Here is a 12,771-nt window from a genome sequence, read left to right on the forward strand (position 1 = left end):
TACGGCACCCGGGTCATGGTTGGCTGTTAACAGCTGTACGGGGAGTGTGAAAAAGTGTGAAGCGATGGGTTGTGCACCACGATGTTTCTATAAGCTTGCGTCACTAGAACGCAGCGCTTACGAGGCCACACCGAGCCGGTGCGCTGCAAGTCCCTCCACCTGCCTGCCAAGCCACCCATGCCCACTATACTTCTGGTCGAAGACGACAGCGCCCTGGCCGAGCTGATCGCCAGTTACCTGCAACGCAACGAATTCGTCGTCCGGGTCATCGCCCGGGGTGACCACGTGCTGGACGAGTATCGCCGCGACAAACCCGACTTGGTGATTCTCGACCTGATGCTCCCAGGCCTGGACGGCCTGCAGGTGTGTCGCCAGTTGCGTCAGCAGTCCCAATGCCTGCCGATCCTGATGCTCACCGCCCGCGATGACAGCCATGACCAGGTGCTGGGGCTGGAAATGGGGGCCGACGACTACGTCACCAAACCGTGCGAGCCACGGGTGTTGCTGGCCCGGGTGCGCACCTTGCTGCGCCGCAGCGCTAACGAACCCAGGTTGGACCATGACCTGATCGTGGTAGGTGGGTTATGCATCGACCTGGCCGAACGCACCGTCACCTGGCGCGGCGAGCCTGTCGAACTGTCGGGCGGGGAATTCAACCTGTTGGTCGTGCTGGCGCGCAATGCCGGGGTCGTGCTCAATCGCGATCGCATTCTTCAACAGTTGCGCGGTATCGAGTTCAACGGCACCGACCGCTCGGTGGACGTGGCCATTTCCAAGCTGCGCCGCAAGTTCGACGACAACGCAGGCGAAGCACGCAAGATCAAGACGGTCTGGGGCAAAGGTTATCTGTTCAGCCGTGTCGAGTGGGAGTGAGCTGCGATGTTCAAGATCCTGGTGCGGCTGTATCTGCTGATCATCGTGGCGTATGCCGGTGCCTTGCTGTTCATCCCCGACACCATCGTGGGGCTGTTTCAGGAACGCTTCATGGCCTACAACCTAAGCCAGACCAAAGGCGTGCAGTCGCTGATCGTACGTCAGTTCCACCAGGCGCCTCAGGCCCAGTGGCCTGCCGTGGCGAAAGCGCTGGCCGACGATTTTGCACCCTTGCAGGTCCAGCTGCTGCCCATCGACCAGGCCCACTTGAATGAAACGGAGCGCGCGCGGCTGGCGCAAGGGGAGTCGGCAGTGCGCCTGGCCCAATGGGGCTACTACGAAACCCTGCTGGCGCCGTTGGACAGCCACTGGCTGGTACGCTTGGATTCGCCGCCTGATCCCTTGGACATCAACGTCCTGTCATGGGGCGTGACGGTGTTGATCGGGGCCGCGATGCTGGGTTGCCTGTTGCTTTGGGTATGGCCGCACTGGCGTGACCTGGAGCGCCTGAAGGAAACCGCTCGGCGTCTGGGGCAGGGGCAGATGTCCGAGCGCACGCATATCTCGGCGCATTCGAACATCGGCGAACTGGCCAGGGTATTCGACACCATGGCTAGCGACCTTGAGCGCCATGTCAATCAGCAGCGCGAGCTGCTCAATGCCGTATCTCACGAGCTGCGCACGCCCCTGACGCGCCTGGATTTCGGCTTGGTGCTGCTCTTCGACGAAGTGCCTGCGGCCAGCCGCAAGCGCTTGCTGGAGCTGGTCGGGCATGTGCGAGAGCTAGATGAATTGGTGTTGGAGTTGTTGTCCTACAGCCGGTTGTACAATGCCGACCAGGCGCGCGAACGAGTGGAGGTGTCGTTGCTCGAGCTGGTGGACAGCGTGCTAGGCAGCTTTGCCGAGGAGTTGGACGGGCGGGGCATCCAGTGGGAGGTGCATGCCGACGCCGAGTTGCCGCGCTTCGTGCTCGATCCGCGCCTGACGGCCCGAGCGGTGCAGAACCTGGTGCGCAACGCCATGCGCTACTGTGAGCAGCGCCTGGTACTGCGCTTGCGCCTGGAGCCCGACGGGGCTTGCTCGCTGACGGTGGAGGATGATGGCATTGGTATCCCTGTCGAGGAGCGCGAGCGAATCTTCCAGCCGTTCTATCGCCTGGATCGCAGCCGGGACCGCAGCACGGGTGGATTCGGCTTGGGGCTGGCGATCAGCCGGCGGGCCATTGAGGGGCAGGGCGGGACCCTGACGGTCGCCCAGTCCCCATTGGGCGGTGCGCAATTTCGTATCCGCTTGCCCGCCGGGCAGGTGACCTGAAGGCTGATGCCTGGTAGTAAGCCTCTTCTTTTAACCGGCGGGATCTTGTAGCGTGTCGGGTCGTCATTCAGGGAGCTGAACATGCAAGGCAAGGCCCGCAAGATCGTCCAGGCCATTCTCTACGAGGCCATCGCCGTGGCGTGTGTTGCCCCTGCCCTGGAACTTGCGTTCGGGGCGGGGATGGCGCAGTCCACTGTGCTGTCGGTATTGATGTCAGGCGTCGCGATGAGCTGGAACATGCTCTACAACTGGGTGTTCGAGCGCTGGGAGGCGCGCCAGCCTCAGCGCAAGCGCACGCTGTTGCGCCGCTTGCTGCATGCGCTTGGCTTCGAGGGTGGCCTGGTGGTGATCCTGCTGCCGCTGGTGGCTTATTGGTTGCAAGTCAGCCTGCTGGCAGCGCTCTTGACCAATCTGGCCCTGTTCGCTTTTTTCTTCGTCTACGCCTTCGTGTTCCAGTGGGGCTTCGACAAGGTATTCGACGTGCCGTTGTCGGCGCAGCAGGCCAAGTGTTGACGCGCGGCCAAGCCTCGGGCTAACGTTCGGCACATGAACCGCTATCAGCCTGCCTTCGCCAGCATTATTACCGCCATCATCAGATTGGCGGGCTAGCGCGAGCATGCACCAAACCCGCCCTGGAGGCGGGTTTTTCCATCTGACTCCTGGGCACCGTTAACCGGCCAAGGAGTCGATGATGTCCAACCTGTGTTGCGCCCCGCGAGCAATCACCCCTGAGCAACTGCTGTCCGAGCAGGTTCGGCGAATTTTGGCAGCGCCCGTGTATGACCTGGCCATCGAAACGCCGTTACAAGAGGCCGGTGGGTTGTCCGATAGGCTGGGTAATCGGGTACTGCTTAAACGCGAAGACCTGCAACCCACATTCTCGTTCAAGATCCGTGGGGCGTACACGCGACTGTCGAGGTTGACCACCCGTCAGCGTCAGGCCGGTGTAGTGACCGCTTCGGCGGGCAACCATGCCCAGGGCGTGGCCATGGCCGCCGCGCATCTGGGCATGACGGCCACGATCGTCATGCCGTCCACGACGCCTTCGCTCAAGGTCCAGGGCGTGCGCGCCCGCGGTGGCCAGGTGGTGCTGCACGGTGACAGCTTCCCTCATGCCCTGGCACATGCCTTGAAGCTGGCCGAGCTAGAAGGAGCCACCTTCGTGCCACCCTTCGATGACCCGGATGTGATTGCCGGTCAAGGTACGGTCGGCATGGAGATCCTCAGGCAGTGTCCTGGGCCGCTACAGGCTGTCTTCGTTCCGGTAGGCGGAGGTGGCTTGATTGCCGGAATCGCGGCCTACATCAAGTACCTGCGCCCCGAGGTCAGGGTGATCGGTGTGGAGCCTGAGGATGCCAACTGCCTGCAGGTCGCCCTGCAGGCTGGCGAGCGGGTGGTGCTCCCGCATGTCGGCACCTTCGCCGACGGGGTGGCCGTGGCCCAGGTGGGCGCCCACTGCTTCGAGCTATGCCGGCATTTTGTGGACGAGGTGCTGACTGTAAGCAGCGACGCGTTGTGTGCCGCGATCAAGGACATCTACGATGACACCCGCTCGATCACCGAGCCCTCGGGGGCCCTGGCGGTCGCGGGCATGAAGCAGTATGTGGACCGCGAGGGCGTTCGCGGGAAGACGCTGGTGGCCATCGATTCTGGGGCCAATATCAACTTTGATCGGCTGCGCCATGTGGCAGAGCGCGCCGAACTGGGTGAACAGCGCGAAGCGGTGATCGCGGTGACCATCCCCGACCAGCCTGGGAGCTTCCGGGCGTTCTGCCAAGCGTTGGGCAAGCGCCAGGTCACGGAATTCAACTACCGCTGCCAGCCGGGCAAACCCGCAAGGCTGTTCGTGGGTGTGCAAACGCACCCATTGCAGGATCCACGCGATCAGCTGTTGAACGGTTTGCAGGCTCAAGGCTATGAGGTTGTGGACCTGACCGACAATGAGCTGGCCAAGCTGCATGTGCGCCATACCGTGGGTGGGCCTTTGGCGCCTGGAAGTAACGAGCAGGTGCTGCGTTTCGAGTTTCCAGAGCGCCCCGGGGCACTGCCGGCGTTTCTGGAGCGCCTGGGCCAGCGCTGGAACATCAGCCTGTTCCATTACCGCAACCACGGTGCAGCCCATGCGCGGGTGTTCGCTGGGCTGCAGGTGCCTGCCGATGAGCGTGCCGGGTTATCTTCGGCGCTGGACCAGATGGGTTATCGCTACTGGGACGAAACGGATAACCCGGCTTATCACCTGTTCCTCGGCTGAGGCGGCGGATCACCGCTCGCGCATGAAGAAACCGGCCACGAACTTGCGGAAGGTTTCAGGGCTCTTGAAGTCGGCATACCGTTTGAAGTTCTCGGTATCCGGCTCGGGCCCGATGGGTTGTTCGAGCAGCGAAATGGACAGTACACGGTCTTGGTCGGACGTCATCACCAGTTCATCCATGAGCTGCCCGCCGACCACCGGGCGGCGCATCTGCACCTTGACGCCCTTGCTGGCCATCCAGTCCACCAGCGATACCAATGCCTTGAGCGGTTCGCGCTCTTCATCGCGATAGACCGGAAACAGATGGCCGCGCGACAGCACCGGTACGCTGGCCACGTGGATCAGTTCATAGAAGTGACTGCCGGGAGTCGTAGGCGAATAGAGTGCCAGCGTCAGCAACGGGCCGCAGGTGCGCTGACCACCCCAGTACAGATGATGGCCCTGGAAATCGAAACCCTCTTCACTGCGGTAGTGAAAGACCTTGCGGCCCTTGATCTGGTCGATGCAGTCGAGCAGTAGTCCATGACGACGATGGCTGCCAAAGATCGTTGCTTCACGCAGACGGGCCTTGAGCATCATCATGTGCTTCATGTCCAGGCGCGTTTCCAGGTAGTTGCTGGCCGGCACCCGTTCCACCAGCGGATAGCGACTGGCCACGGCGCGCAGTTGAGCGAATTGCCCGGTCAGGTCCTGCTTCAAATGCGTGGCGTAGAGGTTGAGGCCGCTGGTCTCGATCCACGTCAACAACAAGGCCAGCAAACGCTGTTGTTCGCGGCGCTCGCCTGGCTCGTTGGTGCTTGCGCTTGCCCCCGTGCGGAAGTCGCCGATCAGCCGCAGCGGTGTGTCGGGAGGCAGCCAGGCCACCGGCTGAACAGGTGCCTGAGCACGCTCGGCCGCTTCCTGTTCATCCTTGGTGAAGGGGCAGCCCGGCGCATGTTCGGCCGTGCCTGGGTTGTTCTTGAGAAACAACGTACCGGTGTTGCCATTGAGGGTGACATTGAGCACAGGCAGGGCGTCGGTGCGGCAGTCGCAGGCCAGCCATTGATTGGCGTTGCGCACCTTCATCAGCATCTGGTTGGCCTGCAGCAGGCGGGGCCCGGTCAAGCCGCCGGTGGCAAATTCCACCAGCAGCGCGTCTTCGGCGGGCGTCAGGCTGCGCACCTGGGCGGCGGTCTTGTCGATGATACGCATTGAGCGGCTCCGTGCTATGAGCTTCAAGCTTCCAGCAAAGCGGTGCCGCTTTCAACCGTCAGAAGATGTAGTCGGTAGTCAGGAAACTCGACCGTCGATTACGGATGATGTCACTGAACAAGGCCTTGTTGTCGTCCTGGAAGCGCGTGGCCACCAGGGTGCGTATGGAAAAGACCCGCAGGGCATCGTGCACCGACAGGGTGCCCTCGGCGCTGTTTTTGCGGCCATTGAACGGATAGGTGTCCGGGCCTCGCTGGCATTGGGTGTTGATGTTGATGCGACCGACCTGGTTGGCGAAGATGTCGATCAGGCTGCCGACGGTGGCAGGGTCGCTGCCGAACAGGCTCAACTGCTGGCCATAGTCCGAGTCCAGGACGTAGTCGATGACCGTCTGCAGATCGCGGTAGGGGACGATCGGCACGACTGGCCCGAACTGTTCTTCCTGGTACACGCGCATCTGCGCCGACACCGGATACAACAGGGCGGGGTAGAAGAACGAACCCCGGCTGCGGCCCCCGTGCTCGTTGATCACCCGTGCTCCCTTGGCGGTCGCATCGTGCACCAGGCCGTCGAGGTAATCGATCTTCCCGGGTTCGGGCAGCGGTGTCAGGGTGACGCCAGGCTCCCAGGGCATGCCCGGCTTGAGGGTGGCGAGCTTGCGCGTGAATTTGTCCAGAAATGCATCGGCCACATCTTCATGGACGAACAGAATCTTGAGCGCCGTGCAACGCTGGCCGTTGAACGACAGGGCGCCCGTCAGAGCCTGGTCGACGGCGTTGTCCAAGTCGACCTGAGGCAACACAATGCCGGGGTTCTTCGCGTCCAGGCCCAGTGCCGCGCGCAGCCGATGTGGTCGTGGGTGCAGCTTTTTGAGGTCGCTGGCAGCCTTGTGGGTGCCGATGAAGGCGAAGACGTCGATCTTGCCGCTGGCCATCACTGCGCTGACTGTCTCACGCCCCTTGCCGTAGATGACATTGATGACACCGGGCGGGAAGCTGTCGCGGAAGGCTTCGAGCAGCGGGCGGATCAGCAAAACGCCGAACTTGGCGGGCTTGAACACCACGGTGTTGCCCATGATCAAGGCCGGTATCAGGGTGGTGAAGGTTTCGTTGAGAGGGTAGTTGTACGGGCCCATGCACAGCGCCACGCCCAACGGCGCGCGGCGTATCTGGCCCAGGGTGCCCTGTTCGAGTTCGAAGCGGCTGGAGCGTCTGTCCAGGTCCTTGAGGGCATTGATGGTTTCGGTGATGTAGTCGCAGGTGCGGTCGAATTCCTTTTCCGAATCCGCGAGGTTCTTGCCGATTTCCCACATCAGGAGCTTGACCACGGCCTGGCGCTGCTCGCGCATGTGTGCCAGGAAGGCCTCCACATGGCCGATGCGCTCTGCCACGCGCATGTTCGGCCATGCACCGCGCCCCTTGTCATAAGCTTGAACCGCAGCATCCAGTGCGGTCATGGCCGTGTCGGCGTCCAGCAGCGGTGCGTGGCCCAGCACCACCTGTTGCTCCTGGCCGTTGTCCTTTAGCCAAATGGGGCTACGGACTGTGGCCAACGGCCCGTCCCAATGGCGCAGTTCACCGCCCACGAGGTAGTCACGTTGTTCAAGGGGGGCGCCCAGTTGCCACGCTGGAGGTACGTCGGCGGCGTTGGGGTAAAGGTTGTCGAGCAAGGATTCCATGAAACTGCACCTCACAGTGGCCGGGAAGGGTTTAGCACAGTGAAACGGTTCAGCGACGAGCATGCGCCTGAGGCGACCAGAATACCAGCGCACAGCAAGCGCTTGAGCAGTGCGCCGGTCGCCCGGCGCCTGATCAGGGTGTCACAGGTCGAGCTCGAACAATCTCTCTGCTGGTTGTTCCAACAGGGCCTGCCGGTCTGGCCCTGCGTTATCGATCACAGACAGCCGACGCCAGAACTCCCGGCGCGCTCGTTCGGGGTAGGTGAGGAAAGGATCGTCGTCCAGCAGCGCCCTGAGGTCGCGCCGATATTGCAATGGCAAGCGGCGCCACAGGCTGTATTCATGCGGGCCTGCAAGTTCGAAGAATTCAGTGTAGTCGCCCTCGTTCACTAACAGATCCACGTCATGAATCTCATTGTACGTTTCGATCTGACTCAGTATCGGCTCTGCCAGCCAACTGCTTTCCATGGACAGGGTGTCAGCTACGGGAACGGGCAAAGTGAAGTCCTCGGGTAACTGCACGAACTGGTTGTTCGTCAGGTCAACGGCGAGCGGCTCCGTTAATTGCGCCAACCCCTGTGGCAACTCGGTCAGCGAGCATCCCGACAGGAACAGCGATCTGATGTCGGGATGCAGGCGCAGATCGGGCGCGACCAGCAGCGGGTTTTCACTCAGATCAAGTACGGCCAGGCCGGGGTATCGTTGCAGGGTAATTTGATCCGTAGGGTCCCAGGTAATCCGGTTGCGGTCCACATCCAGCCAGCGCAGGCGCTGACCGAAGGCCAGGCGAGGCAGGTGGTCGAAGCGGCAATCGCTGAGCAGTAACCGCGTGAGGTTCGGGAGTCGCTGGTGGAAGACCGCAGGCAGTTGGCTGAGTGCGGGGTTGCCGCACAACGTCAGGTGCTCGATGTGATGGAAGTCATCCCTCAGTGGCAAGCTGGCCAAGTCATCATGAGTCAGGCCCAGCCCGGAGAGATCGAGGCTGTACAGACAACCGCCGCCATCGAGTACCGTGCACGAAACCCGTCGCCAGGCATTGATGATGGGCTGCACGGCAAGGTGGCGTTGATGTGGGCGCTGGGGGTTGGGGGCGGCCCACTGGGCCAGATCACGACGCAAGTTCTCTAGGCGCGCTTGTAGGTCGCGCAAGCGTTGGGTGGGTGAGCGCATGTCATGCAGGTTGTCCTCGTCTTCCCCTTCATTGAGCCAGTCGGCAAATTCTGCGTCGGTCGCAGTGGGGTAGAGACGCCGATAGGCCGCGCTCAACGAGGTGGTCTGGCGTGGCGCTGCCGGCAGTGGTTCGAGCGGCTTTCCACCCCGCAACCAACCCCGTGTTACCAGGCGTTGGCTGCGTTGCCCATAGAGCCTGGGGGCGAGCGTGGCGCGGTTTGCCCTGACCCAGGTCATCACCCGACGGCGAAGGTGGACGCCGTCAGGGTGCTCGATACCCAGCAGGTCGCGACGGGCGCGGGGCAGTGCCTGTTCGATGGCGCGGCAAAGATCGATACTCACCACGCCGGGCGCAGGACGCTCTCCCAAGAAAGCTTCATAGCCTTGGCTTGATTTGATCACACGAATGAGCTTACCTGTGCCGGTATGAGCGAGGGTGGGACCGTCAGGGTTGCCGGCACGCAGTTCCAGACGTATGTCGGCTTGCCAGTCCGACATGGCCTCCAGTGCGCTGAATAGCAGGCGCTCGGTCTCAGCGTTGGCGAGCGCCGGCTGCACCAGGCCCTCCAGCGCCCGAACCAGAGGTAATTCGCTATGCACCTGTTCTACCGATTGTCGAATCCGGGCAGGCAGTGTTCCTTCTTGCTCCCAGGTCAACGCTTGGGCGGCCTCCAGCTGGCCCAGCAGTTGCCTGGCCAAAGGCGGCGTGAGACGCGGGTAGGTGGTAAGCAAGCGGTCCAAGCCGGGATCGTGCGGCATGCTTGGGCTGTAGCGCTGCTCGAACCACTGCGACGCGCCTTGTACATCCATCGAAGGGCGTTCGGCGATTATGCGCAGACGCTGTAGAACGTCCAACAGCAGCGGCGGCGCCGGTTGCCCGCGAAGGTGCAGGTCTCGCAGGTTGTCGGCGTCGATGCCAGTCACATCGCACGCTTGCTGGATTTGCTCAGCTGTAAAGGCCTCGAACGGCTCACCCAGGCGCTCTACCAGCGTTACCAGCGGCCACTCGCCTAGCGGCTCGTGCTGGGCGCGCCAAGCGCCTTGACCGTTGTGCTCAAGGGGAGGCTGCCAGGCATCTGGCCGCTCGGGGTGAACAATTTGCCAGCGCGACAGTGAAGGGTCCAGCCGTTGCTCATAGAGGTGTCCGTCCATCTTGATGAAGTATCGGCCATCATGCAGATACTGGCCCTGCGCATTGGGCCGCAACTGCGTTGGCAGCACTTCCTTGGAACGGTAAGGGGCCAAGTCCTGGTTCCAGAGCCTGAATGTGCCGTCGCTGCCGCGTACCTCTTGCAGCGTCGTACCGGACAGTTTGCCGAACAATCGTGGCAACGCGTGTCCGGCTGCGGCGAAACCGCCCAGCAAAGCAAGGTTTATCCCAACCGACTCGATGTGCTCGAGCGCCAGGTGACGATCCCCGGCTTCCCAGGCTTCATACCCTTCGAAAGCTTCGCCCAGGAGCTGGCAGGCAGTGACGGCCAACATGAAAGTGCCCACCCCAGGTACGAAAAAGCTGGCGATGTTGAGCAGGTCCCAGCCGCGACTTTCCCACGTCGCCAGACGTTGGGCTCTGGCGCTGGCGTCGAACTGTGCAGTAGGAACGGCGAGCAAACTGGCTTCGTGCTGCAAACGTGCCCAGTGCCGGACGTAGCAGTCGCTGAACGGGTCTCCCTCGATGGGCTGACGAGCCGGGCGCAGGTCTGCGTCCAAGGCGCGCTCCCAGGGTTTGTCGGCCGGAGTGTTGCCAGCCGCGTCGAGGTTTTGCTGCAACAGATCGAAGAAATGTTCGCGTTGGTCTTGGGCTACATACCCTGTGAACGCTTCACGTGCTGCAGGCTCGAGCAACAGGATGGCCAGCGCTTCATGCACGGCTGCCAGGTCCTTGCAGCTGCGCAATGCAGGCTCGTGGTTGGGCAGGTACACGCCTAGGCCGTTCTGCCCCAGGTCGATCAGCATGACTTCGTAAAGATCGGTCCCGAACAAGCTCAGCCGCCAGCACGTCAAAGGCTCTCCCTGCAGCAGGCGGTCAAGGTCATCGCGAGCGCTGCCGCTGATCAAGTGCCTGAGCACAGCTAAGTCTGCCGCCATCTGCAGACGCGCTTTGAACACCTGCAACATGTGCGCTTTTACGGCCGGGCTGTCGAAATAGCCTTGAAGATGACCATGGTAGGCACTTCCCAAATCAAGCGCTCGCGTCAGGGTGGCGAAAGCGGCCGGCGTGAGGGGCAAGGGTGTTACTTGGTAACGCTCCGAGTCGATGGGAAATTGTGCAGCCGGCTCTTGCATGCCAATCGGCGCCGTGCCCGTCACCGTGATGGGCGTTATGTGAATATCCTTGCTCAGGGCGATTGCACTCTGGGGAGAGAACACTTCATCCTCCGCAAAGTTCTGCAATGCAGCCCTTACGATGTTTTCCCGTTGGTGGCTAAACACATAGCGCAGGCCGACCCATCGCCAAGTTTGCTCGACGCGCAGCAACTCGCAGGCGTTGACGTCCACATCTAACCCCTGACGCTGCAAGCACTGCTGTAGTGCACGTTCGGCGAGTTCTGCCACTTGCTCAAGGCCGCGCATCGCCCGACCTAGCGCTGCCTGCGCGCTGATCAATCTTCGATGACTGGCGGCAACGGTTTCCCTCAGATCCGGAGGGGCATTGCAGAACCAGTCTTGCGTTTGCCAAGTGGGGTGTTGAGTGTGCTTGAGGGCCTGCCATTGGTGCGCGGTGGCCCGTGCAGCCCAATGAGGCAAAGTCACAGGTGAAACTGAGTTGCTTTCAGACATGTGGTGCGAGCTCCTTGTATTGAGGCGCTATCACACGTCATGGGTGACTGATGCGGTGGTGCTGGGTTATTACCCAGGCGCTATGACTCATAGCCTGGCCCAATCGAGGCCAGGCGGCGCCGTGGATTATTGGCGCCATAAAACATATGGCCTTTATATCGGCTCGCTACTTGCCAAACACTTTGGCAGCACCTTAAATTGTTACTGAATATGAATATTAAAGTAATGCAATGCTCAATTAATCAATAGGTTAGTCGTGCCTGGCATTTTATATGTCTGCAAGAACGCAAAACTTTCAGTGGACGTTGAACCTGATGAAACAGACGCTCTCGGCAGTGGCTCGTCGCTCACTGTCACCTTCTCAGCGCTATCGGTTAAGGCATTTGGCAAGCCAGGCGCGTGAGCTTGCCGCCCGTGCTTGTGTATGGCGTTGGGAAATCAGTCGGTTTCGCCTGCAACACGAAAGTGCCCATGACATCCTTTACGTGGGCCGCAAACAGCAACGCGACATGGCGAAGTTGCTGATGACCGGACTGGCCAGCCCCCCCTCTGCAATGATCAGCCCTGCTGAACCCACCACGCGACGACCTGTGGTGATGGTCAGCGAAGTGCCCACCGCAGGCGCCCTGACGGTGCCTCACTATGTGAGTGCCGTCGTGCCATTGGGGCGCCCCCTTGAGGACATCACCGCGCGCTATGACAGCGAGTTGCGCCGCAGCATTCGCAAACACCGGCCCCTTTATCACATGCGCCAGGCGCTGTCTGACGAAGACATCGAGACCGCGGACCGGGAGTTTCTGCGCCCCTATGCCACAGCCCGCAAGGGTCTTCTTGCGTCGCAGATACCGACCGATGAAGTCTTCAGAATCGCCAGGCAGGTCGGCAGGCTCGACCTCATCGTCCAGGATGATCAAGTGATCGGTTGTCACCTGGGTTGTGAAGTGGTTCGCGCCGGCAAGCGCTACTGGAGCACGGTGCGTTTCGGCTATTGCGAAGCCGTGTTCTCCGATGCCAAGCGCCTGCGTGAAGTCAACTCGATTACAACTTACATGGCGATGGAGTGGGCGCTTGGGCAGGGCTTCGATTACTACGACATCGGCCTGTGCCTGGCGCGGCCTGACGACGGGCTGTTGAAATGGAAGCGCCGCAGAGGCGGCGACGTCGACTCGCTGGGCAACCACGCCCACCTCTTCGTACGCCTGCCTAAATCCGGTATCGCTCATTTTCTCTGGGAGACACCCCTGTTCGCCGTCGAAGGTGACAAGCTGACGCTGCACCTCGGCGTGCCTGACGGTGCGAGCGAACAGGCGCTGGCCAGTCGTTATCACGAAATGGTCTTCGGCGGGCTCAGCAAGATCTACTTGTACGGGGCCACGGGAGCGGGCGATCAGCTGATCGCGGCGCTCAGGCAGCGTTATGCAGGCGTGCCATCAGCGCCGGCGATGGAGATCATCACCTGTACCTGAGTGCGGTCCAGGCAACGCATGGGCCAGGCGGCCACCTTAATCGACAG

The 12,771-nt window shown here is 61.7% G+C and carries 8 protein-coding genes; 5 read left to right on the forward strand and 3 right to left on the reverse strand.

Going from position 1 to position 12,771, the window contains the following annotated elements; translation table 11 throughout:
- Positions 1 to 177 precede the first annotated feature (177 nt).
- The 4 genes from B2Y33_RS18195 (at position 178) to ilvA (ending at position 4,438) form a co-directional block, all read left to right on the forward strand.
- Positions 178 to 873, forward strand: coding sequence for a response regulator transcription factor (locus B2Y33_RS18195; protein ID WP_023535591.1), 696 nt, complete (start codon positions 178 to 180; stop codon positions 871 to 873).
- A gap of 6 nt (positions 874 to 879) precedes the next feature.
- The gene (locus B2Y33_RS18200; RefSeq protein ID WP_027914918.1) at positions 880 to 2,187 is read left to right on the forward strand and encodes an ATP-binding protein; all 1,308 of its coding nucleotides are present in this window, start codon (positions 880 to 882) and stop codon (positions 2,185 to 2,187) included.
- A gap of 81 nt (positions 2,188 to 2,268) precedes the next feature.
- Positions 2,269 to 2,700, forward strand: a complete 432-nt coding sequence (locus tag B2Y33_RS18205) for a PACE efflux transporter (RefSeq protein WP_023535716.1) — start codon at positions 2,269 to 2,271, stop codon at positions 2,698 to 2,700.
- A 178-nt stretch (positions 2,701 to 2,878) separates the two neighbouring features.
- Positions 2,879 to 4,438 (forward strand): threonine ammonia-lyase, biosynthetic, encoded by a 1,560-nt coding sequence (gene ilvA, locus B2Y33_RS18210; RefSeq protein WP_206405515.1) that lies wholly within the window; start codon positions 2,879 to 2,881, stop codon positions 4,436 to 4,438.
- 9 nt (positions 4,439 to 4,447) lie between these two features.
- Here the strand turns inward: ilvA and B2Y33_RS18215 are convergent, their stop codons facing one another.
- The 3 genes from B2Y33_RS18215 to B2Y33_RS18225 form a co-directional block, all read right to left on the reverse strand.
- Positions 4,448 to 5,629, reverse strand: a complete 1,182-nt coding sequence (locus B2Y33_RS18215) for a hypothetical protein (RefSeq protein ID WP_206405516.1) — start codon at positions 5,627 to 5,629, stop codon at positions 4,448 to 4,450.
- Positions 5,630 to 5,687: 58 nt separating this feature from the next.
- On the reverse strand, positions 5,688 to 7,307 hold the full coding sequence (locus B2Y33_RS18220; RefSeq protein ID WP_206405517.1) for an NADP-dependent glyceraldehyde-3-phosphate dehydrogenase: 1,620 nt from the start codon (positions 7,305 to 7,307) through the stop codon (positions 5,688 to 5,690).
- A gap of 141 nt (positions 7,308 to 7,448) precedes the next feature.
- Positions 7,449 to 11,258 (reverse strand): dermonecrotic toxin domain-containing protein, encoded by a 3,810-nt coding sequence (locus tag B2Y33_RS18225; RefSeq protein WP_206405518.1) that lies wholly within the window; start codon positions 11,256 to 11,258, stop codon positions 7,449 to 7,451.
- A 314-nt stretch (positions 11,259 to 11,572) separates the two neighbouring features.
- On the opposite strand from B2Y33_RS18225, the gene B2Y33_RS18230 reads away from it, so the two are divergent.
- Complete coding sequence (locus B2Y33_RS18230) at positions 11,573 to 12,724, forward strand: hypothetical protein (protein WP_206405519.1); 1,152 nt, start codon at positions 11,573 to 11,575, stop codon at positions 12,722 to 12,724.
- The last annotated feature ends 47 nt before the right edge of the window (positions 12,725 to 12,771 follow it).

The sequence above is a fragment of the Pseudomonas sp. UBA5666 genome (assembly GCF_002420785.1).
Taxonomy (GTDB): Bacteria; Pseudomonadota; Gammaproteobacteria; order Pseudomonadales; family Pseudomonadaceae; genus Aquipseudomonas; species Aquipseudomonas fulva.

Bases quoted from the DNA above. Each gene is read 5' to 3' on its own strand.
- B2Y33_RS18195 (WP_023535591.1), top strand. From the start codon at position 178: ATGCCCACTATACTTCTGGTCGAAGACGACAGCGCCCTGGCCGAGCTG.
- B2Y33_RS18200 (WP_027914918.1), top strand. From the start codon at position 880: ATGTTCAAGATCCTGGTGCGGCTGTATCTGCTGATCATCGTGGCGTAT.
- B2Y33_RS18205 (WP_023535716.1), top strand. From the start codon at position 2,269: ATGCAAGGCAAGGCCCGCAAGATCGTCCAGGCCATTCTCTACGAGGCC.
- ilvA (WP_206405515.1), top strand. From the start codon at position 2,879: ATGTCCAACCTGTGTTGCGCCCCGCGAGCAATCACCCCTGAGCAACTG.
- B2Y33_RS18215 (WP_206405516.1), bottom strand. From the start codon at position 5,629: ATGCGTATCATCGACAAGACCGCCGCCCAGGTGCGCAGCCTGACGCCC.
- B2Y33_RS18220 (WP_206405517.1), bottom strand. From the start codon at position 7,307: ATGGAATCCTTGCTCGACAACCTTTACCCCAACGCCGCCGACGTACCT.
- B2Y33_RS18225 (WP_206405518.1), bottom strand. From the start codon at position 11,258: ATGTCTGAAAGCAACTCAGTTTCACCTGTGACTTTGCCTCATTGGGCT.
- B2Y33_RS18230 (WP_206405519.1), top strand. From the start codon at position 11,573: ATGAAACAGACGCTCTCGGCAGTGGCTCGTCGCTCACTGTCACCTTCT.